Origin of the sequence: Allokutzneria albata (assembly GCF_900103775.1) — a bacterium.
GTDB classification, from domain to species: Bacteria; Actinomycetota; Actinomycetes; order Mycobacteriales; family Pseudonocardiaceae; genus Allokutzneria; species Allokutzneria albata.
This window is the reverse complement of sequence record NZ_LT629701.1, coordinates 5,467,693-5,491,683: the sequence shown is the minus strand read 5'-3', so window position 1 is coordinate 5,491,683 and position 23,991 is coordinate 5,467,693. Positions and strand designations below refer to the sequence as shown.

Annotated in this window: 23 protein-coding genes; 11 read left to right on the top strand and 12 right to left on the bottom strand. The window is 70.9% G+C overall.

Going from position 1 to position 23,991, the window contains the following annotated elements:
* Window positions 1-40: 40 nt before the first annotated feature.
* From BLT28_RS24595 to BLT28_RS24585, 3 genes are all read left to right on the top strand, one after another.
* Window positions 41-1,033, top strand: a complete 993-nt coding sequence (locus BLT28_RS24595; RefSeq protein WP_231950406.1) for a SurA N-terminal domain-containing protein — start codon at window positions 41-43, stop codon at window positions 1,031-1,033.
* The gene (locus BLT28_RS24590) at window positions 1,030-2,019 is read left to right on the top strand and encodes a MazG family protein (RefSeq protein WP_030427537.1); all 990 of its coding nucleotides are present in this window, start codon (window positions 1,030-1,032) and stop codon (window positions 2,017-2,019) included. Before BLT28_RS24595 ends, BLT28_RS24590 begins: the two co-directional genes overlap by 4 nt.
* Before the next feature lie 125 nt (window positions 2,020-2,144).
* Entirely contained in the window at window positions 2,145-5,342 is a 3,198-nt protein-coding gene (locus tag BLT28_RS24585) for a S41 family peptidase (protein WP_030427538.1), read from the top strand.
* An 85-nt stretch (window positions 5,343-5,427) separates the two neighbouring features.
* Here BLT28_RS24585 and BLT28_RS41440 read toward each other — a convergent pair whose 3' ends face one another.
* The 5 genes from BLT28_RS41440 to BLT28_RS24560 are packed head-to-tail and all read right to left on the bottom strand — an operon-like array spanning window position 5,428 to window position 9,757.
* Window positions 5,428-6,015 (bottom strand): hypothetical protein, encoded by a 588-nt coding sequence (locus tag BLT28_RS41440; RefSeq protein WP_052406906.1) that lies wholly within the window; start codon window positions 6,013-6,015, stop codon window positions 5,428-5,430.
* On the bottom strand, window positions 6,012-7,238 hold the full coding sequence (locus BLT28_RS24575) for an NAD(P)/FAD-dependent oxidoreductase (protein ID WP_030427540.1): 1,227 nt from the start codon (window positions 7,236-7,238) through the stop codon (window positions 6,012-6,014). Before BLT28_RS24575 ends, BLT28_RS41440 begins: the two co-directional genes overlap by 4 nt.
* Window positions 7,235-8,059: a ferredoxin gene (locus BLT28_RS24570; protein WP_030427541.1), complete on the bottom strand. Its 825-nt coding sequence runs from the start codon at window positions 8,057-8,059 to the stop codon at window positions 7,235-7,237. The genes BLT28_RS24575 and BLT28_RS24570 overlap by 4 nt, the downstream gene beginning before the upstream one ends.
* A gap of 23 nt (window positions 8,060-8,082) precedes the next feature.
* Entirely contained in the window at window positions 8,083-9,105 is a 1,023-nt protein-coding gene (locus BLT28_RS24565) for a DUF1996 domain-containing protein (protein WP_030427542.1), read from the bottom strand.
* 1 nt (window position 9,106) lies between these two features.
* On the bottom strand, window positions 9,107-9,757 hold the full coding sequence (locus BLT28_RS24560) for a DUF4142 domain-containing protein (protein WP_030427543.1): 651 nt from the start codon (window positions 9,755-9,757) through the stop codon (window positions 9,107-9,109).
* Window positions 9,758-10,146: 389 nt separating this feature from the next.
* On the opposite strand from BLT28_RS24560, the gene BLT28_RS24555 reads away from it, so the two are divergent.
* Window positions 10,147-10,677 (top strand): sigma-70 family RNA polymerase sigma factor, encoded by a 531-nt coding sequence (locus BLT28_RS24555; RefSeq protein ID WP_052406907.1) that lies wholly within the window; start codon window positions 10,147-10,149, stop codon window positions 10,675-10,677.
* Window position 10,678: 1 nt separating this feature from the next.
* Window positions 10,679-11,293, top strand: a complete 615-nt coding sequence (locus BLT28_RS24550; protein WP_030427545.1) for an anti-sigma factor family protein — start codon at window positions 10,679-10,681, stop codon at window positions 11,291-11,293.
* Window positions 11,294-11,303: 10 nt separating this feature from the next.
* Here the strand turns inward: BLT28_RS24550 and pip are convergent, their stop codons facing one another.
* The 4 genes from pip to efeU are packed head-to-tail and all read right to left on the bottom strand — an operon-like array spanning window position 11,304 to window position 15,465.
* Entirely contained in the window at window positions 11,304-12,263 is a 960-nt protein-coding gene (gene pip, locus BLT28_RS24545) for a prolyl aminopeptidase (RefSeq protein ID WP_030427546.1), read from the bottom strand.
* Between the two features lie 42 nt (window positions 12,264-12,305).
* Entirely contained in the window at window positions 12,306-13,532 is a 1,227-nt protein-coding gene (gene efeB, locus BLT28_RS24540) for an iron uptake transporter deferrochelatase/peroxidase subunit (RefSeq protein ID WP_030427547.1), read from the bottom strand.
* Entirely contained in the window at window positions 13,529-14,641 is a 1,113-nt protein-coding gene (gene efeO / locus BLT28_RS24535; RefSeq protein WP_030427548.1) for an iron uptake system protein EfeO, read from the bottom strand. The genes efeB and efeO overlap by 4 nt, the downstream gene beginning before the upstream one ends.
* Entirely contained in the window at window positions 14,638-15,465 is an 828-nt protein-coding gene (efeU, locus tag BLT28_RS24530) for an iron uptake transporter permease EfeU (protein WP_030427549.1), read from the bottom strand. The genes efeO and efeU overlap by 4 nt, the downstream gene beginning before the upstream one ends.
* Before the next feature lie 251 nt (window positions 15,466-15,716).
* Here efeU and BLT28_RS24525 point away from each other — a divergent pair, with 251 nt between their 5' ends.
* Both BLT28_RS24525 and BLT28_RS24520 read left to right on the top strand, forming a co-directional pair.
* Window positions 15,717-16,526 carry a lytic murein transglycosylase gene (locus BLT28_RS24525; RefSeq protein WP_030427550.1) on the top strand — a complete coding sequence of 270 codons (810 nt, stop codon included), beginning with the start codon at window positions 15,717-15,719 and terminating at the stop codon, window positions 16,524-16,526.
* Between the two features lie 33 nt (window positions 16,527-16,559).
* Complete coding sequence (locus BLT28_RS24520) at window positions 16,560-17,384, top strand: lytic transglycosylase domain-containing protein (protein WP_030427551.1); 825 nt, start codon at window positions 16,560-16,562, stop codon at window positions 17,382-17,384.
* Window positions 17,385-17,469: 85 nt separating this feature from the next.
* On the opposite strand, the gene BLT28_RS24515 is transcribed toward BLT28_RS24520, so the two are convergent.
* Window positions 17,470-17,847, bottom strand: coding sequence for a tetratricopeptide repeat protein (locus BLT28_RS24515; protein ID WP_030427552.1), 378 nt, complete (start codon window positions 17,845-17,847; stop codon window positions 17,470-17,472).
* An 86-nt stretch (window positions 17,848-17,933) separates the two neighbouring features.
* Window positions 17,934-18,830, bottom strand: a complete 897-nt coding sequence (locus BLT28_RS24510) for a DMT family transporter (protein WP_030427553.1) — start codon at window positions 18,828-18,830, stop codon at window positions 17,934-17,936.
* 97 nt (window positions 18,831-18,927) lie between these two features.
* On the opposite strand from BLT28_RS24510, the gene BLT28_RS24505 reads away from it, so the two are divergent.
* Genes BLT28_RS24505 through BLT28_RS24490 form a run of 4 tightly spaced genes read left to right on the top strand, consistent with a single transcriptional unit; the run spans window position 18,928 to window position 22,266 of the window.
* Entirely contained in the window at window positions 18,928-19,773 is an 846-nt protein-coding gene (locus tag BLT28_RS24505; protein ID WP_030427554.1) for a LysR substrate-binding domain-containing protein, read from the top strand.
* Between the two features lie 46 nt (window positions 19,774-19,819).
* Window positions 19,820-21,112 (top strand): phosphopyruvate hydratase, encoded by a 1,293-nt coding sequence (gene eno / locus BLT28_RS24500; RefSeq protein WP_030427555.1) that lies wholly within the window; start codon window positions 19,820-19,822, stop codon window positions 21,110-21,112.
* Between the two features lie 6 nt (window positions 21,113-21,118).
* Window positions 21,119-21,742 (top strand): FtsB family cell division protein, encoded by a 624-nt coding sequence (locus BLT28_RS24495; protein ID WP_081900036.1) that lies wholly within the window; start codon window positions 21,119-21,121, stop codon window positions 21,740-21,742.
* Window positions 21,743-21,747: 5 nt separating this feature from the next.
* Window positions 21,748-22,266, top strand: a complete 519-nt coding sequence (locus BLT28_RS24490; RefSeq protein WP_030427557.1) for a DUF501 domain-containing protein — start codon at window positions 21,748-21,750, stop codon at window positions 22,264-22,266.
* On the opposite strand, the gene BLT28_RS24485 is transcribed toward BLT28_RS24490, so the two are convergent.
* The gene (locus BLT28_RS24485) at window positions 22,263-23,876 is read right to left on the bottom strand and encodes an acyl-CoA dehydrogenase family protein (protein ID WP_030427558.1); all 1,614 of its coding nucleotides are present in this window, start codon (window positions 23,874-23,876) and stop codon (window positions 22,263-22,265) included. The genes BLT28_RS24490 and BLT28_RS24485 overlap by 4 nt on opposite strands.
* Window positions 23,877-23,991 lie beyond the last annotated feature (115 nt).

The window sequence follows — 23,991 nt, the reverse complement described above, 5'->3', positions numbered from 1 at the left end:
GATGCTTGGGCAACCCTTGGGTCCCCCTGTCACCCCGATCGTGAGAAGGTACGACACCGTGAAGGCCATCAGCCGTTCCTCCCGCCTGGTCGCCGCGCTGGCGGCCACCACCGGTCTCCTGCTCACCGGGTGCAGCACCGGAGCCGGGCAGCCCAACGCCGCCGCGATCATCGGCGACAAGGTCGTCTCCGTCGCCGAGGTGCAGCACCGGCTCGACGCCGCCCTTGCCGCCCAGGACCCGAAGTACCTGCGGCAGCAGGCGCAGAACCGGCTGGACCTGGGCGGGCGCGGCCTGCTCTCGATGATGATCCGGCTCGAACTGCTGGAGCGGCTCGCCCAGCGCGAGGGCATCCGGGTCGAGGACGCCGAGGTCGACACCGCCGCCGCCGGGGTCACCGAGGAGGCGATCCAGCGGGGGACCCACCCGGCCTACGACCGGCAGAGCGTGCGCGAGGTGCTGCGCTCCGAACTGCTGGCGGGCGCGATCGGGAAGAAGTACGCGAACCGGACCGCCGTCGTCGCCGACATCGTCGTGACCGGCGAGCGCGCCGAGGCCATGGCGAAGGCGAAGCAGATGGCCAAGGGCCCCGAGGCCTCCGAGCGGCTGGTCAAGGACGAGAAGGCCAAGGGCGGCCAGGCCAGCTCGGGCGAGCGGTTCACCTTCTCGCAGGCCAGCCCCAAGCTCGCGCAGAGCGCGGTGTTCGCGACGGCGTCCGACACCGTCGTGGTCTTCCCGGTCGCCGACGAGTCCGGTCAGATGGAGCAGCAGACGACGCCGACCGCGCAGTGGGTCGCCGCGTACGTGCACAAGCGCGACACCAACGCCACCAGCGCCCCCGCCCAGACCAACGCCGCGACCCAGGCCGCCCTGAACCGGGTTCTCGGCCTGAGCATGGCCTCGCTCTACGCGGACGAGATCGGCATGCGGGTCAGCCCCCGCTACGGCGTCTGGGACCCGGCGGGCAAGCAGCTCGTGCCCAACTCGCAGGAGCAGGCCGCTGTCCAGCTCAAGGCCGTCGTGCCCCGGTCGTGACGTCCTCGCTCGCCGCGGGCTGCGCCGTCGTCCTGCTCAGCCCGCGCCTCGGCCCCGTCCTGCCCGCCGCAGCGCTGCCGTTCCTGCGTGCCGCCAACGCGGTCTACGCGGCCCCCGGCGCCCCGGCGGAGGCGGGAGCGGAGGCGGCGCCCGACCCGGCCGAGCTGCTGCGCCGCGCTGCCGCCGAACCGGTCGTGCTGATCGCCACCGCGCTGACCGACCCGGCGGCCGCCGCGCTGCACGAGGCGGGTGCGCGCGTGTTCGGCACGCCGGAGCCCGCGGGGGCGGCGCTGGTCGAGGCCGCCGAGGTGATGGACCGGCTGCGCTCACCGGGTGGGTGCCCGTGGGACGCCAAGCAGACCCATGACTCGCTCCGCCAGTACCTCGTCGAGGAGACCTACGAGCTGCTGGAGGCCATCGAGGACGGCGACCGGCAGGCGCTGCGCGAAGAGCTCGGTGACGTGCTGCTGCAGGTGCTCTTCCACGCCAGGGTCGCCGCCGAGGACCCCGCCGACCCGTTCTCCGTCGACGAGGTCGCCGGAGACCTCGTCGCGAAGCTCGTCGGCAGGCACCCGCACGTCTTCGCGGGCGGTGACCCGGCCGTCCGCGACGCCGAGACCCAGGAAGTGCGCTGGGAGGAGCTGAAGCAGGCCGAGAAGCGCCGAGAGTCCACTGTGGACGGTGTGGCGCTCGGGCAGCCCGCGGTGGCGCTCGCGGCCAAGCTCGCCCAGCGGACGGCGCGCGCGGGTTTCCCCGCCGACCTGCTGCCCGACGGTGACGGCACCGGGGCGACGCTGTTCGTGGTGGCCGCGCTGGCCAAGCTCGCGGGCGAGGACCCGGAGAACGAGCTGCGGGTGGTCGCCAGGCGCTACGCGGAGGACGTCCGCGCCGCCGAGCGCTCCGCCAGGGCCGCCGGACTCGACCCCGCGACCATGGGTCCCGACGGCTGGCGCGCACACTGGCCCGGCCGCCCTCCAACCACCTGAACGAGTCATTCAGTGCGTCTGAGTACCTGAATGAGTCATTGGGGACTTCAGTCGCTGTTGAAGAGTGAAGAGAGCGCGGGTCCGTTCACGACCGGGTAACGGGGGCAGGGACTAACGTCGGTGCGGTGACTGATGGGTACCTGCGCTTTCCGCACGTGCACGCCGATCTGGTGACCTTCGTCGCCGAGGACGACGTCTGGCTGGCCCCGCTCGACGGTGGCCGGGCCTGGCGGGTCACCGCGGACGGTGTCCCCGCGGCCAATCCCCGTTTCTCCGCCGATGGCGAGCAGCTCGCCTGGGCCAGCAGACTCAACGGCGCTCCCGAGGTCCACGTCGTGCCGGTGGCCGGTGGACTGGGCAGGCGGTTGACGTACTGGGGCAATCTCAAGACCAACGTGCTGGGCTGGACCGCGGACGGCGACGTCCTCGCGCTCAGCGCGGTCGGCGAACAGAGCGTCCGGCACACGTGGGCGCGCGCCGTGCCCGTGGACGGTGGCCCGGCGACCCGGTTGCCCTACGGCCCGGTGAGCGGCCTCGACATCGCCGAGGACGGCACGGTCGTGCTCAGCTCGGCGGCCAATCCGGAGCCCGCGTGGTGGAAGCGCTACCGCGGCGGCACCGCGGGCAAGCTCTGGGTCGACGCGAGCGGAACCGGGGAGTTCGCGCACATCCTGCCGGAGCTGCGGTCCTCCATCGTCCGGCCGCTGTGGGTGGACGGCCGGATCGTCTTCATCTCCGACCACGAAGGCGTCGGCAACGTCTACTCGTGCGCCCAGGACGGCTCCGACGTGCGGCGGCACTCCTCGCACGAGGACTTCTTCGCCAGGCACGCCAGCACGGACGGCTCGCGCGTGGTCTACCAGAGCGGTGGCTCGCTGTGGCTGCTCGACAGCCTGGACGCGGAGCCGAGGAAGCTCGACGTGCGGCTGACCGGGCCGAGGCCGTTCCGCCAACCGATGCCGGTGCCCACCGGGAAGCACCTGGGCGCCGCGGTTCCCGACCGGACGGGCCGGGCCAGCGCGATCGAGGTGCGCGGCACAGTGCACTGGCTGACCCACCGGGACGGGCCGGTGCGCGCGCTGGCCGCCGAACCGGGAGTGCGCGGCCGGTTGCCGCGGCCGCTCGGCGAGGACCGCGTTGTCTGGGTGACCGACGCGGACGGCGAGGACGCGTTGGAGATCAGCCCGGTCGCGGGCCGCGCCGCCGGGGTGTCCCCGCGCAGGCTGGCTTCCGGGCAGCTCGGCCGGGTGCTGGAGCTGACGGTGTCACCGGACGGCGGGACCATCGCCGCCACCACGCACGACCGCAGGCTCGTGCTGGTCGACGTGGACAGCGGTGACCTGCGCGAGCTGGCCTCCGGCGGGGAGGGCGACCCGACCGGCGCGGTCTTCTCGCCGGACTCCGAGTGGCTGGCGTGGTCGCACCCGGGTGCCTGGCCGCTGAGCCAGATCCGGCTGGCCCGGGTGGACGATCTGTCCACTGTGGACGTCACCCCGCTGCGCTTCGTCGACTACTCCCCGGCGTTCACCTCCGACGGCAAGCACCTGGCGTTCCTGTCGAAGCGGAACTTCGACCCGATCTACGACGAGCACGTCTTCGACATGTCCTTCGCCAACGGCGGGCGGCCGTACCTGGTCCCGCTCGCGGTGGGCACCCGCTCGCCCTTCGGGCCGCAGCTGGACGGGCGCCCGTTCACGCCGGACGCCGACGACGAGCCGGACCGGAAGAAGGACGACAGCACGGTCACGGTCACCGTCGACATCGAGGGCCTCTCCGCCCGCGTGGTCGGCTTCCCGGTGCCGATCGCCCGCTACTACCAGCTGAGCGCCGCCGAGGGCGGCCTGCTGTGGCTGCGCGATCCGATCAACGGCGTGCTCGACGAGGACGGCGCGAGCGGAGTCGACGGCCAGTCGACCGTGCTGGAGTACTTCGACCTGGAGAAGCGCTCCGTCGAGGAGCTGGTCGAGGACCTGGACGGCTACCGGGTCAGCGGTGACGGCAAGCGGATCGTGGTGCGCGACAACGGTGGTCTGCGCGTGCTGCCCGCGGACCGCAAGGCGAAGTCCAACGGCGACGCGGGCGACGACCAGATCGACGTCGACCTGTCCCGGGTGCGCGTCGTCATCGACCCGGGCGCGGAGTGGCGCCAGGCGTTCCGCGAGAACGGTCGCCTCATGCGCGACCACTACTGGCGCGCGGACATGAGCGGTGTCGACTGGGCGGGCGTGCTCGACCGGTACGAGCCGCTGCTGGAGCGGCTGGGCAGCCATGACGACTTCGTCGACCTGCTCTGGGAGGTCCAGGCGGAGCTGGGCGCCTCGCACGCGTACGTGAGCCCGCCCGCGCGACCCGGTGCCGCGGCGCGGCGGATGGGCATGCTGGGCGCGGACATCGCCCGCGACGAGGCGGGGGTGTGGCGCATCCGCCGGATCCTGCCGGGCGAGTCCTCCGTGCCCGACGCGCGTTCTCCGTTGGAGGCGCCGGGCGTCGGGGTGCGCGAGGGCGACGCGCTGCTCGCGGTGAACGGGCGCCCGGTGGACCCCGAGGTGGGACCGGGACCGCTGCTGGCGGGCACCGTGGACACCGCGATCGAGCTGACCGTCGGCCCGCGTGACGGCGGGGAGTCGCGACGCGTGGTCGTGGTACCGCTCGGCTCCGAGGAAGCCCTGCGCTACCAGGCGTGGGTGGCCGATCGTAGGTCCTATGTGGACAGAGTGGGCGAGGGGCGGATCGGCTACGTGCACGTCCCGGACATGATGGGGCCGGGCTGGGCGGAGCTGCACCGGGACCTCCGGGTGGAGATGGCCCGCGAAGCGGTCATCGCCGACGTCCGGGAGAACCGCGGCGGCCACCTTTCCCAGCTGGTGGTGGAAAAACTGGCCCGGCGCGTGGTGGGCTGGCAGGTCGGCCGCGACGGCTTCCACCCGCGCACGTACCCGCTGCACGCCCCGCGCGGCCCCGTCGTGGTGGTGGCCAACGAGTTCTCCGGCTCCGACGGCGACATCGTCAACGCCGCCGCCAAGGCCATGGGCGTCGGGCCCGTGGTGGGCGTGCGCACCTGGGGCGGCACCGTGGGCATCGACTCCCGCTACCGCCTCGTCGACGGCACGCTGGTCACCCAGCCCCGCTACGCCACGTGGATCAAGGGCGTGGAGTGGGGCATGGAGAACCACGGCGTCGACCCGGACGTCGAGGTCGTGATGACCCCGCAGGACTGGGCCAACGACCGCGATCCGCAGCTGGACACGGCGATCCGCATCGCACTGGAATCGCTCGCGGAGACCCCCGCGGCGACGCTGCCGGAGCTGCCGCCCCTGTCGTGAGCCTCCTCGGGGCGGCGGGACGTGCGATCCCGCCGCCCCAAGGCGCTTTCTCCGGACGTAGCAGGGGCGCCCGGAGCCAGGGGGGTCAGTAGCCGCCGCTCGCCGCGGTCGTGGTCGGGGCCGCGGTCGTCGTCGGCAGGCAGCTGAGGTTCTTCGTGCCGTCCGGGGCCACGACGAACCAGGTCCCGCCGACGCCCTGGCCCTTCCACTGCCCCGGCTTGGCGTCCCCGGAGTACCGGTAGAGCGGCCAGCCCGCGAGCGTCACCTGTTTCGACCCGTCGGCTCGTGCGACCGTGCCGACCAGTTTGCTGTCCGCGCCTTCGATGCTCGGTGTTCCCTCAGTGAGCACCGGCGGCCACTTCTGCGCGCAGTCGTTCTCGCAGTTGGACTTCGGCGGTTTCGCCGAGTCCTTGTCGAAGCGGTAGAGGATCGCCCCGTTCGCGTCGACCACCGCCTTGCCCATCTTCGGCAGCTCGACCGCGCGGAGCTTCGTGCCTGTGCCTGGGACGGCGCTCCCTTCCGCCGCCAGCACGGGAGCCCGCACCGCCCGATCGGGAACCTGGGCGACGACCTCGGGGTTCGCCTGCTTTTCCTGGGCCGTGCCCAGCCAGGTGACTGCCCCGGCCGCGAGCAGTCCGGCTGCCACGGCGATCGCGATCACGTTGTTCCTCATTGGAATTGTCTCCTCTTCACATCGGTGCTGGGTACTGTTTCCTTTGCTGGGCTTTGCTTTTCCAGTTCCTTGGTCCACGCGATCATCGCCACCGGGCTGTCGACGCCGACGACACCGAGCAGCCGGCCGTCGCGCACGTGGCCGGTGACACCGCGATGGCCGTCGCCGGGCGGCCCGAGCGTCACGGTGTCCGTGCCGAGGTGCGGCATGCCGGCGGCCTGCAGGCGCAGTCCGTGCTGCTCCGACCAGAAGCGCGGAACCGGGGTGAAAGGGCGCGAGTTCTCCTTCCCCGCCAACAGGTTCTCCGCAGCGGCTCGCGCCATCTCCACGGCGTTGATCCAGTGTTCGACCCGCCTGGGCGTGGTGTCGAAGCGGAGATTGGGCCAGCGAGCGACGTCTCCCGCCGCCACCACGTCCTCCGCGCCGAGCGCATGGCAGCTCGAATCGCAGAGCACGCCGTCCTCCAGCACGAGCCCGGAGCCGTGCAGCCAGCTGACGCACGGCACCGACCCCACCGCGATCACGACGGCCGCGGCGGTGATGATCTTGCCGGTGGACAGGTAGACGCCGATACCGTCCACTTGCGACGCCCAGTGCTGCACCTTCGCTCCGAAGGCGATGTCGACCCCCTGAGCCCGGTGCAGCTCCGTCAGCCGCTCGCCGAGACCCCGCCCGAGTGCCGCGCCGAGCAGGGGAGCGGTCCTGGCGACGACGGTGACGTCGCGGTTGAGCTCACGCAGGCTCGACGCGAGTTCACAGCCGGTGAAGCCACCGCCGACCACCACGACCGGGCCTCGTCCGGTGCCGATCGCCCGTTGCAGTGCGAGGGAGTCGGACAGCGTTCGCATGAGGGAGACTCGCGGGTTGTCGTACGGAACACCCGGCAATCGCCTCGCCTCGACCCCGGTCGCGATGATCAACCCGTCGTAGCGGATCTCCTCACCGCCCGGCAGTTGGACGACCCGGCGTTTCGGGTCGAGCGCGCGGACGGTGGTCCCGAGCCGCCACACCGCGTCCAGGGCCCCGTACGCGACGAGACGGAAATCTCTCGGCGTGCCACCGACCAGGAGTTGCTTGCACAACGCCGGGCGGTGGTACGGCCAGTGCGGCTCCGCGCCGATCAGCATGATCTCGCCGGGAAAACCCAGTTCCCGCAACCGTTCCGCGGCGCGGAGCGCCGCGAGGCCGGTGCCCGCGATCACGATTCGTTCCGTTCGGTTCACCGTCGAGCTCCACGGAGTTGGATCGCCTGCATGGGACACGCACGCGCCGCGGCCTGTGCGTTGCCGGCCTGCTCGGGAGCCGGGGTGCGGTTGTACTGCAGGCGTCCGTCCGTGACGAGTTCGAAGACCTGAGGCGCTTCCGCCTGGCAGATCCCATAACGGCGGCAGCGTTGGTTGTCCACGCTCACCCGCAGCCGTGTCATCGGAGTCGCCTTTTCGGATGGCCCGATCGGTGTCGCGCCGATCAGCCCGATGCGGACGAGCCGGTCGGGCGGCAGGAGCCGCAGCACGGTAAGGGTGATCGCGGGCACCAGCAGCGTCACTCCGGCCAGCCACACCACCGCGAGGTGCCCGTTGGCGACCGCGCCGAGCCAGGAGTGCACAGCACCGAGGCCGAGCGCGACATAGGCGAGTTGGTGGAACCGCAACCAGTTCCGGTACATCACCCACCGCCGCAGGCCCGCTGTGATCGCGATCGCGATCATGAGTTCGAGCGCGATGATCCCGAGCGAGTGCCGTGGTGCGGCGCCACCGAGGAACGGAACCGTCAGCTGGATCAGGCCGAAGGCGTTCTCGTCGAGCAACAGGAACGCGCTGCCGTGGGTGGCACCCGCCGCGATCGTGCCCGCCGCGAGCATGACGTGACCGCTGCGGAGGGCCTGCTGTCCGGTGAGCTTGCGAACCCAGCCGGTCGCGGTCAGGACTCCCCAGCACAACGTGAGGCACATCAGCGCGTAGGCCACATGCGCCGACAGCGCGGCCATCTCCCGGATGCCGCCGTCGCGCGCCGTCGCGGCCAGCGAGAACGTGTTGGCAGACATGGGTTACGCGGCCTCCGTCGTGATCACGTGCAGTTCCGGCCCTCGTTGATGCACGCGACCGCGCGGTCCATCAGCTGCTCCGGCATGACGTTGGCGAAATCCGCGTGATCGGTGATCGGGTTGTGTTCCTGCTCCGGGAAGCTGTCCACGGCGAACGTCGGTCGCGGTGCGACGTCGTAGGTCAGCGTCATGCGCAGCTGCGGCACCGCTTGCGTCCCTTGTGGACAGTTACCGTTGCGCCCGGGGAAAACCAAGTGGCTGCGGTGGTCCTGACTGTCCACGTTGCGGCCGTCCCAGCAACTCGGGAAGTCCATCACCCGCATCACCTGACCACCGGTGGAGCACAACGGATACTTGGTTGTGCGCTTTTCCGGGGCGTCAGTGCAGGTCCAGGAGGCCCGCGCGTTCTCGTCGCCGTTGGTCGCGGCCTGCGCGTCCCCGGTGATCGTGCGGAGGAACCGGGGCATCGCGGTGACCTTTTCCCTCGGGTTGCCCCGGAACTCCAGGCGGACGAGGCTCGGTGTCAGGATCGTTCCGACGTTGCCGTCTCGTGCTCCGCCTTGGTCGCTGCGTCGTGCGTTGTTGCTGTCCTGCCCTCCCCGTCGTGCGTTGTTGTTGCCGATCTGCCTGAGCACGGGCCAGAAGTACGTGGACTTGTCTCCGTTGCGACAGGTGGTGCCGGCGCGGCTGAGGCTCCCGTTGGTGGAGTCGGCATTCGTCGAGAGGTTGCCGACGTAGTCGTGGGTGTGGTGCGCTCCGTTCCGAACCCCTGGTGTGACGATGAAGTTGTCCGGGTTGCGGTGCTCGTTCTCGTTGCGTCCGCACTCCGAGGTGAACGTGCCGCGCGAGGCGTTCCGTCCGGCCGGTGGCTCGGCAACGACGCCCTGCACCTTGGTGATGTCGATGAAGTTCCGCCGGTCGACCGGTTCACCCTCGTGCGCTGTCGCCACGCTGATGCCGATCACGGTGCCGCCCACCGTGAGCAGGCTCGCCGCGATCGCCAGCAGCCGCACGGGTTTCGGCATCCGGTGCCGTGTTCGTGTCATGTCAGCCCTCCGATGTGCTGAAGTTCCTGATGAGCCCGAGCGTGAGCCCGGCCGCAATCAGTCCTAAAAGGACACTGCTGAGCAGGTGCCCAGCGGAGATCGAATTGCGGGTTGTGGATGCTTTCGCTTGTACAGCAAGGGAATCGGCCTGGACGAGTCCGGTGCTCTCCAACAAGGTCATATGTCGCATAACCGCGTTCACCGCGCGCTGGGCGAATGCCCGCACCGCGTCGTTGCGGGTACCGGACCGGACCTTCGCGACGAGGCCGAACACGGTTCCGTGTGCGGCGCGGAGGCGGTTGGCGAAGGTGCGGTCGTATTCCGATCCGGTCTTGGAGGCGATCTCGGCCATCCATGCCTGTTGGTCGGCGTTGGGCCGGTCCGGCAGTGGGACGCCGAGCTGCTCGGCGACGCGTCGCACGTCATCGTCCAGCACCACGTGGTCTTCGGCGATGTGCTTCCCGACGTCGCGGACGCGCTCGGATTCGCCGCGCTCGGCGGCCTGGTGGCCGGTGGGGATTTCCCAGAGCCCGGCGAGCCGGACCTTCTCCAGCAGCTCCCGGTCGCTGGGCTCCAGTGCCTGAGCGGTCGCCAATGCATTGCCGCACAAGCAGAAGCCGAGCAGCAGGGCGATCAGGGCGAGCAGGCGCACCGGTCAGTACCCGTAACCACCGGGGGCGGGGGCGTCCGGCGACGGCATTTTCGCAGCTAAGGCGGTGTTAACGCGCGCCAATCGATCGGTGGACATCCTTTTCCTTTCCTGGATCATAATTCGGCCGCGCAATGCGGGCCGTTGTCAGGAGTACGTCCGGGCGGACCGGAATGGTTTTCGATCCGGTGGTGACGTGGATCACAAAACCTTTGTGAACCATATCTCCTTGACCTGCGTACTTGCCCACGTGCCTGGGCAAACGCCGCTTGGGTGTGGTGTTTGGAAGATCGTTGTGATAGCCATTTCCCGGTCCTCGTTGAGGTCGGGGCATGCGCGAGGAGCTGGTTTTACCTGCTCGTGATAGTTGATTGCAGGAGGTTGCGTGCTCGATGAAGGCACTGCGAGGGAACTGTCATGCCGAGTACGACGACGAACTGATGGTCATGCTGTACAAGCGCTTCGAACCGATGGTGTTCGCGCACGTGATGCAGCTGACCAACCAGGACCGTCAGTGGTCGGAGGACGTCGTCCAAGAGACGCTGATCCGGGCCTGGCAGAACTCGACGAGCCTGGTCCGCGAGCCGGACATGCTGCGCGGCTGGCTGTTCACGGTGGCACGCAGGATCGTGATCGACGGCTGGCGCAACCGCAGCGCGCGGCCGCAGGAGGTCGAGCTGACCGACTCCGACGTCGCCGAGCCGAAGGATGAGGCGGAGCACTCCTTGTCCGCCATGGTGATCGAGCAAGTGCTGGGCAAGCTCTCCGCCGAGCACCGCGCCGCCGTCTACGCGACCTACGTGTGCGGCCGCACGGCCCGCGAGGCCGCCGAGGTGCTGGGCATCCCGGTCGGCACGGTGAAGTCCCGGCTGCACAAGGCGACCCGCGTCATCCGCCGGGCACTGCGCGACTGGAAGCAGTGACGTGGGCACCGATCCGGCGCACGAGGACGTGGCCGCCTACGCGCTGGGAGCCTTGGACGACAAGGCCAACGACGCCTTCGAGCGCCACCTGATCCGCTGCGCGGCCTGCCAGGGCGAGGTCGCCGACATCGTCGAGGTCGCGGCGGTCCTGCGCCGGGCCGGTCGGCTCGGCCTCTTCGAGACGACGAAACCGCGCCGGGTGCTCAGCGTCCTCGGCGGGATGGCAGCGGGGGTGGTCCTGCTGGTCATCGCCACCCTGACGGGCCGGGAGCCGCAGTTGGAGACCGGCGTTCCCGCGGTGGCGCTCGGCCCGGACCCCTCGGTCCAGCCGCTGACCGGCGCCGCTCTACGGAGCCAGCCGACGCTGCGCGTGACCACGCGCGGCGTCGGCTGGGGAACGGAGGTCGACGTCGAGGTCGAGATGACCGGGACCACGGGCCGCTGCGAGCTGCTGGCCTACCCCAGATCCGAGGACCCCCGCGTCGTGCTGAGCTGGATCGCCGGTAGTGGTCAGAAGCCGGTGCGCCTCAAGGGATCAGTGGCACTGCGGCCGGACGAGATCGCCGGCTTCGGCGTCCGCGCCTCGGACGGGACCCTCGTGGCCACCACCGGCTGACGCCGCTGTGTCACGCGGTGGCGAAGCGGTCCAGGGCGGTGAACAGGTGCTGGGGCATGTCACCGCCGCCCTTGTGCCCGGCGTCGTCGACGATGTGCAGCTCGGCGTCGGGCCACGCGGCCGCGAGGTCGTAGGCCGTCTCCGCCGGGCAGCTCAGGTCCTGGCGGCCGTGGACCAGCACTCCCGGGATTCCCTCGAGGCGGTGGGCATCGCGGATGAGCGCGCCCTCCTCCAGCCACCCCGCGTTCGAGTAGTAGTGCGTGATGATCCGGACCAGCGCGAGCGTGGAGTCCGAAGGACGGCCCGTGAACGCGCTCGCTGAGCCGTTGGGCTCCAGGCTGAGCACGGTGTCCTCCCAGAGACACCACTCCTGCGCGGCCTTGATGCGCACCTCGGGGTCGGGGTCCTCCATCATGCGGGCGTAGGCGGAGATCAGGTCGCCATCGCGGTCGGACTCCGGAACGGCGTCGCGGAAGCGCTCGTACGCCTCGGGGAAGAAGCGGCGAACCCCGCCGTAGAGCCAGTTCAGCTCGTGGCGGCGGGTCGTGCTCAACGCGACCAGCACCATCTCCGACACGCGCTCGGGGAAGCGCTGCGCGTACGCGAGCGCCAGCGTCACGCCCCACGAACCGCCGTAGAGCAACCAGCGCTCCACGCCGAGGTGTTCGCGCAGCTTCTCCATGTCACCGATCAGGTGCTCGGTGGTGTTGACGCTCATGTCCGTCGCCGGATCGCTGGCGTGCGGCAGGCTTCGGCCGCACCCGCGCTGGTCGAACAGGATTATCCGATAGCGCTCGGGGTCGAAGTTCTTCCGTGGGTTCGCCGTGCACCCGGAACCCGGACCGCCGTGGATCACGACGGCGGGCTTGCCGTCAGGGTTCCCGCAGGTCTCCCAGTAGACACGATTCCCGTCGCCGACGTCGAGCATGCCGTGGTCGTAGGGCTCGATCGGTGGGTAGGGCGCGCCCATGAGCTGGCTCCTCTCGAAGGGGAAGCGAGCCAGACTGGTTACTCAGAACAGCCGCTGTCCCCAGAATTCTCCGGGGCGCACGCCCGGAGGGCAGGCGAACAACCCGGAACCGTTGTGCTTCAAGTACTCCATCATTGTGTCCTTGCTGGACAGTGCCTGCTGCATGGGCACGAACTGCCTGCGCGGATCGCGGTTGAAGCAGATGAAGAACAGCCCCGCGTCCAAGTGGCCGAAGCCGTCGGAGCCGTCGGTGAAATTGTAGCCGCGGCGGAGGATCTTCACCCCGCCGAGCGACTCCGCCGCCGCGAGCCGCACGTGGGCGTCCTCGGGGATCAACGGCACCCCGCCCGCGCCCTTCACGTGCAAGTCGACCGGGTCGAACTCCTCGGCCTGACCGAGCGGGGCGCCGGAGCCCTTCTTCCTGCCGACGATCGCCTCCTGCTCGGCGAGCGAGGTCCGGTCCCAGGTCTCGATGTGCATCCGGATCCGCCGCGCGACCAGATAGGTGCCCCCGGCCATCCACTGTGGACCGTCGCCGTCGCGGACCCACACGTGGTCGCGCAGCTCGTCGGGGTTCTCGGCCTTGATGTTGTTCGTGCCGTCCTTGAACCCGAACAGGTTCCTCGGCGTCGCCTGGTCCTTCGTCGTCGAGGACGTGCGCCCGAACCCGAGCTGTGACCAGCGCACCGCCACCGCGCCGAAGCCGATGCGCGCGAGGTTGCGCACCGCGTGCACCGCGACCTGCGGATCGTCCGCGCAGGCCTGGACGCAGATGTCGCCGCCGCTGCGCTTCGGGTCGAGGTCGTCGGCCGGGAACCTCGGCAGGTCGGCGAGCGCCGGCGGACGGGCTTCCTCCAGGCCGAAGCGCTTGTCGAACAACGACGGCCCGAAGCCCACGGTCAGCGTCAGCGAGGCGGCCGAAAGCCCGAGCGCCTCACCGGTGTCCGCGGGCGGCGCGTGCTGAGGACCGCCCACCGCACCCCGGTCCGCGGCTTCTTCACCTCTGGTCATCCGTTCGGCGGCGATCGTCCACTCGCGCAACAGGTCCACCAGTTCGGCGCGCTTGTCCGTGGTGACGTCGAAGGAGACGAAGTGCAGCCGGTCCTGCGCGGCGGTGGTGATCCCGGCCTGGTGCTCCCCGTGGAACGGTACCACCCGAGGAGCGGCTTTCGGTTGTGCGGCAAGGGCTCCGGCTGTCGCCCCGGCGCCGGCGAGCGCTACCCCGGCGCCCGCGTAGCCGAACAACCGCCTCCGGGACACCTCGGTCATTTGCCCGCCACCACCGATGCCACCTTGCTCAGCGGCTCACCGAGCGCGTCGACGCCCGCCGCCAGTTCCTTCTTCTCCGGCTCGGTCAGCTCGGTGTAGAGCTTGAAACCATCGCCCTTGCGCTGCTTCTCCAGCAGCTTGTCCAGTGCGGCGAACCGTTCCTCCACGGTGGACAGGGCCTTCGCGTCCCGCTCGACCAGCACCGGGCGCAGCGAGGCGATCGCGGCCTGGGCGCCGTCCACATTGGCCCGGAAGTCCCAGAGGTCGGTGTGCGAGTAGCGGTCCTCCTCGCCGGTGATCTTGCCGGTCGCCACCTCGTCCAGCAGTTCCTTGGCGCCGTTGGCCAGCTGCAACGGGGTCAGCTCGACCTTCTTCGCCCGCTCCACCAGTTCCTTCACATCGGCGAGCAGCCGGTCTGCGATGGCGTTCGAGTCCGGCTTCAGCCCGTCAACCCACAGGTCTTTCTCCAGCCGGTGGTAGCCGGTGAACTCCTGCCCCTCCTCGATCACGTCCTCGCGGCCGTCGATCTTCGGGTCGAGGTCGCCGAAGCTCTCCGCGACCGGCTCGATCCGCTCCCAGTACGTCCGCGCGATCGGGAACAGCGCCTTGGCCGCATCGACCTTGCCCGCCTTCACCGCGTCGGCGAACTCGGTCGTCTTCGCCAGCAGCGCGTCGGACTGCGAGTTCACGTAGCGCTGGTAGCTCCTGGTCGCCTCGGCCAACTTCGCGTCGCCGTCGACGGCCTTGGCGGCACCGCCGGTCACGGTGAACTCGCCGCGGATGCCGTCGCCCTTCATCCCCGGCTTGCACGCGGTGGTGTACTTGCCGCCCTCGGCGACCTCCACGTTGAGCTTGCGGGTCAGCCCGGGGCCGATGTTCTCCACCTCGCCCATGATCCGGTCGCCCTCGGCGTAGAGGTAGAACTCGGTGACCTTGGTGCCCTTGTTGGCCACCTCGAAAGTGATCGTCCCGGCGGCGGTGCTGGTCCTGGCGACCGCGCACTCGGTGTCGGTCGCGCGCACCGCGATCGGCCCGCTGTCCCCGGCGGGGGAGGAGCAGGCGGAGAGCGCGATCAGCGCCAGTGTTGCGAGGTGGGGCGTCTTGTTCACTGAGCGGTCTCCTGAGCGCGCGTGCGTTGCGGGGCGAGGAAAAGGGACAGGACGACGAGGACGTAGCAGCCCCACACCCCGGCTTCGAGCACGGTGGTCTGCGGGGAGAAGTTGAGGATCCCCTTCAGCAAGGTCCCGTACCAGGAATCCGCGGGCACGTACTCGCTGACGTCGAAGGCGAGGGTGTGCAGGCCGGGCAGGATTGCCGCCTCCTGGAGGTCGTGCACGCCGTAGGCCAGCACCCCGGCGGCGACGAAGACCAGCAGGACGCCGGTGACGGTGAAGAACTTCCCGAGGTTCACCCGGGCGGCCCCGAGGTAGAGCAGCCACGCCAGCACGACCGCGACGCCGATGCCGATCACGAAGCCCAGCAAGGGTTCCAGCGTGCCGCCGCCCGCGGCCTGCAGGCTGGAGAAGAAGAACAGCGCGGTCTCCAGGCCCTCGCGGGCCACTGCCAGGAACGCCACCGCGATCACCGCGGCCGGGCCGATCTCCAGCGCCTCGTCCAGCTTCTCGCGCAGCTGTCCTGCGAGCGACCGCGCGGTGCGCCGCATCCAGAAGATCATGCCGGTGACCAGCGCGACCGCGGCGATCGACGCGAACCCGCCGAAGGCTTCCTGCTGTTCGAAGCTCAGGCTGGCCGCGGTGAAGGTCAGCAGCGCGCCCGCGGCGACCGAGAGGCCAACGGCGACGGCGACGCCGGTCCACACCAGCGGCAGTGCGCGCCTGCGGTCGGTGCGCACGAGGAAGGCCACCAGGATGCTGATCACGAGGGCGGCTTCCAGTCCCTCGCGAAGCCCGATCAGGGCGTTGCTGAACAGCACGATCTGTCCTCCCGTCACGGACCCGACCGGCGAAATTAGGTAAGCCTCGCCTGCTCTGTCTAGTGCCGTTCGGGGGTTCTGCGGGGGACGTCACCGGACAACGCGGCAAAGCCGACAAATTTCCCCGATTCCGTGTCCTCCGGACGAGCGAACGTTCTCACCTGACCGGCGTGACCCTGCGGCGGATCCCTCGCGTCCCGCCCGGAGCGGGCCCGGTTACCGGCACCCTGGCCGCTGGAGAGGAGGCTTCCTTGCGGCTCGACACGTCCTGGACGCGACGGTGGTGGTCGGCGCTCGTGCTCGGTTCGCTGGGCATGGCGGCGTGCGCGCTCTCCGCGCTGCTCGTCGCCGACGACCCGGTGGTCCGGCACCGGCAGCAGCCATCCGGTCCCACCGAACCGTTGCTGCCCGCGAGCGCCCCGCCCAACGGGGGCACCGAGCTGCCGAGGCTCGGGCTCGCCGCGGACCTCTCGGCGCTCGGGGGAACCCCTCAGCGGCAGCTCGCGGGGTGGGCCGGCCGGATGTCCGACCTGCTCAACGTGCCGAGGGCGGCGCTGCAGGCGTACGGCTACGCGACCATCCGGCTCCAGCGCGAGCGCCCCGACTGCCGGATCACCTGGACCGTGCTCGCGGGGATCGGCCAGGTCGAGTCCAACCACGGCCGGTTCAACGGCGCGCGGCTGGACCCCGACGCGCGGCCGACGCTGCCCATCCGCGGCCTCCCGCTGGACGGACGGCCGGGGGTGAAGTCGATCCCCGACAGCGACCGCGGTGAGCTCGACGGGGACGCGGTGTGGGACCGCGCGGTCGGCCCGATGCAGTTCATCCCGGCCACGTGGCGCGAGTGGGGGGTGGACGCGGACGAGGACGGGCTCGCCGACCCCGACGACCTCGACGACGCCGCGCTGGCCGCCGCCCGCTACCTCTGCGCCTCCGGCGGTGACCTGGGGACGGAGGACGGCTGGTGGCGCGGGGTGCTGACCTACAACGAGAGCCGCAGGTACGGCCAGGACGTGCTCGACCGTGCGGATCGTTATGGCAGGTTGAGCCGTCGGCTCTGACCGGAACACGAGGAAAGCCCGTAACCTGACCGGGTGGTCCTTCCAGCCCCGGTGCTGTCGCCGACCCCGCCGCCGCGCGGGCGCTCGCTGCTGGGGCGGCTCCTCGTCGTCGGCCTGGTGCTCGGCGTCGGCGGGGTCGGCCTGGCCGTTCTCGCCGACCTGACCACGCCGACCAGGGACAGCAGGCCGGAGACCCCGATCACCGCGGCCCCCGTGCGGCCCGGCTCGGTGATCCCCGGTGACGCCGGTGTGGTGCCGGACCAGCCCGCTCCGCAGGGCTCACCCGGGCGCGACGCGCTGACCGAGTGGGCGACCAGGCTCTCCAGCACCGTCGACGTGCCCGCGCGGGCGTTGCGCGCCTACGCGCTCGCCGACCTGGCGATGCGGCAGGAACGACCGCGCTGCCGCCTGTCGTGGGCGACCGTCGCGGGCATCGGCCGCATCGAGTCCAACCACGGCCGCTACGGCGGTGCCACCCTCACCGACGAGGGCAGGCCGTCCAAGCCGATCATCGGCATCCCGCTCGACGGCGGGCCCAACGTGCGCGCGATCCCCGACTCCGACGGCGGTCAGCTCGACGGGGACACCACCTGGGACCGCGCGGTGGGTCCGCTGCAGTTCATCCCCGGCACGTGGAAGCGCTACGCCGCCGACGGCAACGGCGACGGCCGCGCCGACCCGCAGCAGATCGACGACGCCGCGGTGACCGCCGCCCGCTACCTGTGCTCGGCCAACCGCGACCTCGGCGAGGCCAAGGGCTGGTGGGCTGCGGTGTTCGCCTACAACAACTCCACGGAGTACGGCCAGAAGGTCTTCGGCCTCGCCGACACCTACGCCCGCCGCAGCCTCGGCCGCTGACCCCACCCACCGCTTTCGCCCTGAATGAGTCATTCGGTGCGTTCAAGTACCTCAACGAGGCATCGGCGCGGGGGAAGGGGGAGGGCTAGTTGCTGTTCTCCACGGCGATGCGGGCGCGGACCTCGTTGAGGGCTTCCTGGTAGTCCGGGGACGGCAGCATGGCCACCGCGATCCTCAGCTGCCGCACCGCGTCGTGCAGCCTGCCCTGGCGGTGCAGCGTCTTGCCGAGGCCGAAGCGCGCGTAGTGGTCGGTCGGATCGAGTTCGACCACCCGGCGAAAAGCCGCCTCCGCCCGGTTGAGCTGGGCAGAGGCGAAGTAGGCGCGGGCGGCGAGCAGTTGCACGCTCGGTGTGTTCGGTTCGTGCTCCAGCACCGGTTCCAGAGCCCTGATGGCGTCGAGGGGCTGCCGTCGCGCGAGTAGCGCCTCGGCCCTGCGGAACGCCTCGAATGTGCCGTCGCTCATGGTCCACCCCACGCTACGCCGCGAACGGCCAGTGATCGACCGCCGGATGGTGGGCAGTCGGCAGCGCGCACCGGCACCCTCAGTGATCATCCCGGATGGACGGTCGCGACGCGATCTCTTCGCGGTACCGGACGGATTTCCGCCGTTCCCAGCACGCACGCGGCGGCCCCGGCGACCAGGCCGACGACCGCGCCGAGCGTGGGCAGTTCGCCGAGCACGGGCCACGCCACGATCGCCGTCACCGCGGGCACGACGCTGAACAGGGAGCTGGCCCGGCGGGCCCCTCCGCGCTTGACCGCCTCCATGTACACGGCCGTGCCGAACAGCGCGTTGATCAACACCAACCACAGCGCGATCAGCCCGGCGCCGGTCCAGTCCTGCACCGTTCCGTCCTCGAACAGCGCGAGCACACCGACCACCGGAGCCGACACGGCCATCTGCACGGTGCTCGCGGCCCGCACGTCCACGCCCGTGCAGAACCGCTGCTGGTGGATCCCGCCGACCGCGAAACCGAACAGTCCGACCAACGTCAACAGGCTGCCCGCGTCCAGCCCCACCTCCACGACCCGCTCACCGAGCACCGCGATCACCGACAGCACTCCGAGCCCGAGCCCGACGAGCTGCCTCCGGCCGACCCGCTCGCCGAGCAACCCGGTCACCAGAACCGCCGTCAGCACCGGGTTCAACGCCATCACGAGCGCGGTGACCGCCGCGGGGACCCCGGCCTGCAAACCGCCGTAGACACCGGCGAACTGCACGGCCTGGGTGAGCACTCCGGCGACGCAGACGTGCAGCAGGAGACGCCCACGCGGCCAGTGCGCGCGAGTCACGAGCGCGATCACGCCCATCAGCACCGCGCCCAGCGTCAGGCGGACCGTCGTCAGCAAGTAGGGCGGGACCACGCCGACGGCGAGAGCGCCGAGCAGGTATCCCGACGTCCAGACGAACACGACGCCGAGCGCGATCGGAACGGGAATCCTCATGCGGTCAGGGTGATCGGGCCGTCCGCCCGTCATGCGGATTGATTAGGAAACACGATCGATCAGCACGCGTGATCGATGCTGCGGCTAGCATCCCGCCATGGCCGCCGTCCTCGACATCGTCCAGCTGCGCAGCCTGGTCGCCATCGCCGACCACGGCGGCTTCCACCGCGCGGCGACCGCGCTGCACCTGACGCAGTCCGCGGTCAGCCAGCACATCGCGCGGCTGGCCAAGCTCGCCGGAGCGGAACTGCTCGAACGCGACGGCCGCCAGAGCCGTTTCACCGAGCGCGGCGAACAGCTCCTCGCCGAGGCCAGGTCGATCCTCGCCGCGCACGACCAGGCGCTGCGCAGGCTCGGACTCGACCACGACGCCGCGCTGGTCGTCGGTTCCAGCGAGCACGCCGCCGACCAGCTCCTCCCGGAACTGGCCGTCGCCCTGCGCGATGCCTTCCCGCAACGCGAGATCCGCTTCCGGCTGGACCGGACGGCCCGGTTGGCCGAGGCGGTCGAGCACGGTGACGTCGATCTCGCGCTCCTGCTCGGCGGACCCGCCGGTGGGCGCAGCCGTGCGGCGGGAACGCTGCGGTACTCCTGGTTCGCGGCGCCGAAGTTCACCGCGGGCGAGCCGCTGCCGCTGATCGTCTACGCCGAGCCCTGCGTGGTGCGGCGGACCGCGCTCGCTGTGCTGAACGAGGAGCACATCCCGTACCGGCTGGTGTGCGAGGCGCAGGACCTCTCCGGGGTGCTCGCCGCGGCCAGGGGCGGGCTCGGCGTCACGCTGCTGCCCGTGACCGCGCGCCGTCCCGAAGGGCTGGCCGAATATGACGGACTTCCCACGTTGCGGCCCGCTCCGCTGCGGGTCAGGGCGCGCAGGGGCGCTCCGGCCGGGCTCGGCGCGGTCGCCGCGGAGGTGGTCCGCGACGTGCTCGCTCGGCACGACTAGGCTCGGCGCTTGTTGGGTCCCACACGCTGGTAAAGAGGGAGCGCACGTGGCGGTCATCGAGCAGGTAGGCGCCCGCGAGATCCTGGATTCGCGCGGAAACCCCACTGTCGAGGTGGAGGTGCTGCTGGACGACGGAACCCTGGGGCGCGCGGCCGTCCCTTCCGGGGCGTCGACCGGTGAGCACGAGGCGGTCGAGCTCCGCGACGGCGACAAGGGCCGCTACCTCGGCAAGGGCGTCGAGAAGGCCGTGACCGCGGTCCTCGACGAGATCGCCCCCGCGCTCACCGGCATCGAGGCCATCGAGCAGCGCGTCGTCGACCAGAAGCTGGTCGACCTCGACGGCACCCCGGACAAGTCCCGCCTGGGCGCCAACGCCATCCTCGGCGTCTCGCTCGCGGTGGCCAAGGCGGCGGCGGAGAGCAGCGGGCTGGAGCTGTTCCGCTACGTCGGCGGCCCGAACGCGCACGTGCTGCCGGTGCCGATGATGAACATCATCAACGGTGGCGCGCACGCGGACAGCGGCGTGGACATCCAGGAGTTCATGATCGCCCCGATCGGCGCGGAGTCCTTCCGCGAGGCCGTTCGCTGGGGTGCTGAGGTCTACCACTCGCTGAAGTCGGTGCTCAAGGCCAAGGGTCTGAACACCGGGCTCGGCGACGAGGGCGGCTTCGCCCCCGACCTGCCCAGCAACCGCGACGCGCTGGACCTGATCGCCTCCGCCGTGGACAAGGCGGGCTACCGGCTCGGCCGCGACATCGTGCTCGCGCTCGACGTTGCCGCGACCGAGTTCTACCGCGACGGCGCGTACCACTTCGAGGGCTCCAAGCGCAGCGCCGAGCAGATGGCCGGGTACTACGAGGAGCTGGTCAAGGCCTACCCGATGGTCTCCATCGAGGACCCGCTCAGCGAGGACGACTGGGACGGCTGGGTGCGGCTGACCAGCGAGCTGGGCGAGCGCGTCCAGCTGGTCGGCGACGACCTGTTCGTCACCAACTCCGAGCGCCTGGAGGAGGGCATCTCCCGCCGCGCCGCCAACGCGCTGCTGGTGAAGGTCAACCAGATCGGCACGCTCTCGGAGACCCTGGACGCGGTCACCCTGGCGCAGAGCTGCGGCTACCGCTGCATGATGAGCCACCGCTCCGGTGAGACCGAGGACACCACCATCGCCGACCTGGCCGTCGCGACGAGCTCCGGGCAGATCAAGACCGGCGCCCCCGCCCGCAGCGAGCGGGTCGCCAAGTACAACCAGCTGCTGCGCATCGAGGAGGCACTGGGCGACGCGGCGCGCTACGCGGGCGACCTGGCCTTCCCGCGCTACTCCCCGGCCAACGGGGGCTGATGAGCCATGGCTGGGCGCGATCAGGATCGGGAGCGCCGCCGCCGCCGGACCGAAGCCGCGGCGGCGCGTCGACCGGAGCGCGCCCAGCGCAGGCTGAGCGGCTGGACTGGTATTCGAGGCGACAGGGGTGAGCGGGGCGGCGGTGAGCGCGCGGGCCGTCCGCACGCGCGCGAGCAGCAGCCCGGCTCACCCCATCGCGGCGGACCGCCGCGCCGCACCCCGCAGCCCCGCAGGCCGAGGATGGCCCCGAAGGCGGCGGGGGCCTTCCAGCTCTCCTCCACCCGCAGGGCCGCGATGCTGGCGCTGGTGGTCTGCGCCCTGGTGCTCTCGGTCGCGGTGCCGCTGCGGACCTACATCAGCCAGCGCTCGGAGATCCGGCAGGAGACACTGCTGCAGCAGCAGAACGCCGCCGAGATCCGCAGGCTGGAGGAGCGCAAGGCCCAGCTGCTCGACCCCGCCCAGGTGGAGGCCGAGGCGCGGCGGCGGCTGAAGTACGTCAACCCGGGGGAGACCCCGTACGTGGTGGAGCTGCCGACCCCGGCTCCGCCGCAGGAACAGGACAACACCAAGCAGGCGGCCCCGAACAAGACGTGGTTCGAGCGCCTGTGGGAAACGATCGTCGGAGGCTGACCGCAGTGACGTCCGGAGCCGGGCACGAGCCCGCCAGCCAGGCAGACCGGGACGCGATCACCGCGCAGCTCGGCAGGGCCCCCAGGGGCGTGCGCGCCGTCGCGTACCGCTGCCCGTGCGGTGACCCGGCGGTGGTGCAGACCAACCCGCGCCTGGAGGACGGGACGCCGTTCCCGACGATGTACTACCTGACCTGCGCCCGGTTGTCCTCCCGCCTGGGCACGCAGGAGGCCTCCGGCGTGATGCAGGAGATGACCGAGCGCCTCGGCAAGGACCCGGCGCTCGCGGAGCAGTACCGCAAGGCGCACGAGTCCTACCTGGCCGAGCGCGACGCGATCGAGTCGCTGGGCACCGAGGTCAGCGCAGGCGGCATGCCCGACCGCGTCAAGTGCCTGCACGTCCACGTCGCGCACGCGCTCGCGGCCGGTCCCGGCGTGAACCCCTTCGGCGACGAATCCCTCGAAGCCGCGGGCGAGTGGTGGAAGCCCGGCCCCTGCGCCCAGCGCCACTCGCCCCAGGCCTAGACCGGCGTCACCCGCTCCACGAGCGCGGTGGTGCCGAGGCCGCGGGGGAGGGTGCCGAAGGTGCGTGTGGCCTCCGCGCCGAAGCGGGTTGCCAGGAAGGCGTCCGACACCTCGTTCGGGGCTTCGCGCAGGAGCAGGGAGCCCTGGAGGCACAGGGCGGCCAGTTCGGCGAGGCGCCTCGCGCGGGCGGGATGCGGGTCGGCCAGCTCCTTGCGCAGGTCCGCGACGCCCGCGTCCAGTCGCGCGTCGGCCCCGGCGGCCAGATCGATCTCGGCGAGCAAGGCGTCCACTGTGGACGGTTCCTTCGCCATGGCGCGCAGGGCGTCCAGGGCCGTGACGTTGCCCGAGCCCTCCCAGATCGAGTTCAGCGGCGCGTCCCGGTAGAGCCGCGGCAACCCGGACTCCTCGACGTAACCGTTGCCGCCCAAGCATTCCAGCGCCTCGGCCACCGCGATCGGGCAGCGCTTGCACACGTAGTACTTCGACACCGGCAACGCCAGCCGCAGCAACGACCGCTCTCCGGCGTCCACCGCGCGGGCGAGGCGCATCGCCAGCCTCGTCGCCGCCTCGGACTCCAGCGCCAGATCGGCCACCACCGCCGACATCAACGGTGTGCCGGCCAACCGGGAGCCGAACGCGGAGCGGTGCGCCACGTGGTGCGCCGCCTCGGTCAGCGCGGCCCGCACCGTCGACGCCGAGCCGATCACGCAGTCCAGCCGCGTCATCGACACCATCTCGATGATCGTGGGGACCCCGCGGCCCTCCTCGCCGACGCGCCAGCCGATCGCGCCCGCGTACTCGATCTCCGAGGACGCGTTCGCCTTGTTGCCGAGCTTGTCCTTCAAGCGCTGCAGGCGAATCGGGTTGCGCGAGCCGTCCGGGAGCACGCGCGGCAGCACGAAGCACGTCAGCCCGCCCGGCGCCTGCGCGAGGGTCAGGAACAGGTCGTTCATCGGCGCCGAGGTGAACCACTTGTGCCCGACCAGCTCGTAGCTGCCGTCGGCGAGCGGCGTCGCCGTCGTCGTGTTCGCGCGGACGTCGCTGCCGCCCTGCTTCTCCGTCATCGACATGCCCGCCAGCAGGCCGGCCTTGGTACCGGGCTCGCGGAGGCCGAAGTCGTAGGTGCGCGAGCGCAGTCCGGGCTCGAAGCGCTCCGCCAGTTCGGGGGAGTGGCGCAGCGCGGGGATCGACGCGTAGGTCATCGAGATGGGGCAACCGTGGCCGGACTCGGCCTGGCTCCACAGGTAGAAACCCGCCGCGCGGGCCAGGTGCGCGCCGGGACCGGCATCGGGTGACCACGGCGCCGCGTGCAATCCCAATTCGACCGCTTGGCCCATCAACCAGTGCCACGAAGGATGGAACTCCACCTCGTCGACGCGATTGCCCCAACGATCATGGGTGTGCAGGACGGGCGGGTTCTCGTTGGCCAGCCGTCCGTGTTCGCGCGCCTGCGCCGACCCGGTGCGACGGCCGATGTCGTGCAGCCGTTCCAGCAGTTCGGCGTCGGTGATCGTGCTGGTCAGCGCGGGATCGCAGGCCAGGGCGTCGAAGTCGGCGAGCGCGGGCGGCTGGTTGGTGACCCGGTGTGTGACGAAGTCCCCTTGCGGCATGTACCGGACAGTAACCTCGTCGTCCGGCGAGGAGAAGAGCACACCGAGTGACCGGTATACGGCAGGCGGTAAAGGAGTTGTTAAGTGAATTGATACATCGGTGGGAAATCGCCGG

Coding starts and splice junctions, on each gene's coding strand:
- pip (WP_030427546.1), bottom strand. CDS start 12,263: ATGGGCGCGCCCTACCCACCGATCGAGCCCTACGACCACGGCATGCTC.
- BLT28_RS24565 (WP_030427542.1), bottom strand. CDS start 9,105: ATGACACGAACACGGCACCGGATGCCGAAACCCGTGCGGCTGCTGGCG.
- BLT28_RS24555 (WP_052406907.1), top strand. CDS start 10,147: ATGAAGGCACTGCGAGGGAACTGTCATGCCGAGTACGACGACGAACTG.
- BLT28_RS24485 (WP_030427558.1), bottom strand. CDS start 23,876: ATGCCGCAAGGGGACTTCGTCACACACCGGGTCACCAACCAGCCGCCC.
- BLT28_RS24570 (WP_030427541.1), bottom strand. CDS start 8,059: ATGTCTGCCAACACGTTCTCGCTGGCCGCGACGGCGCGCGACGGCGGC.
- BLT28_RS24515 (WP_030427552.1), bottom strand. CDS start 17,847: ATGAGCGACGGCACATTCGAGGCGTTCCGCAGGGCCGAGGCGCTACTC.
- efeB (WP_030427547.1), bottom strand. CDS start 13,532: ATGACCGAGGTGTCCCGGAGGCGGTTGTTCGGCTACGCGGGCGCCGGG.
- BLT28_RS24495 (WP_081900036.1), top strand. CDS start 21,119: ATGGCTGGGCGCGATCAGGATCGGGAGCGCCGCCGCCGCCGGACCGAA.
- BLT28_RS41440 (WP_052406906.1), bottom strand. CDS start 6,015: ATGAGGAACAACGTGATCGCGATCGCCGTGGCAGCCGGACTGCTCGCG.
- BLT28_RS24510 (WP_030427553.1), bottom strand. CDS start 18,830: ATGAGGATTCCCGTTCCGATCGCGCTCGGCGTCGTGTTCGTCTGGACG.
- BLT28_RS24505 (WP_030427554.1), top strand. CDS start 18,928: ATGGCCGCCGTCCTCGACATCGTCCAGCTGCGCAGCCTGGTCGCCATC.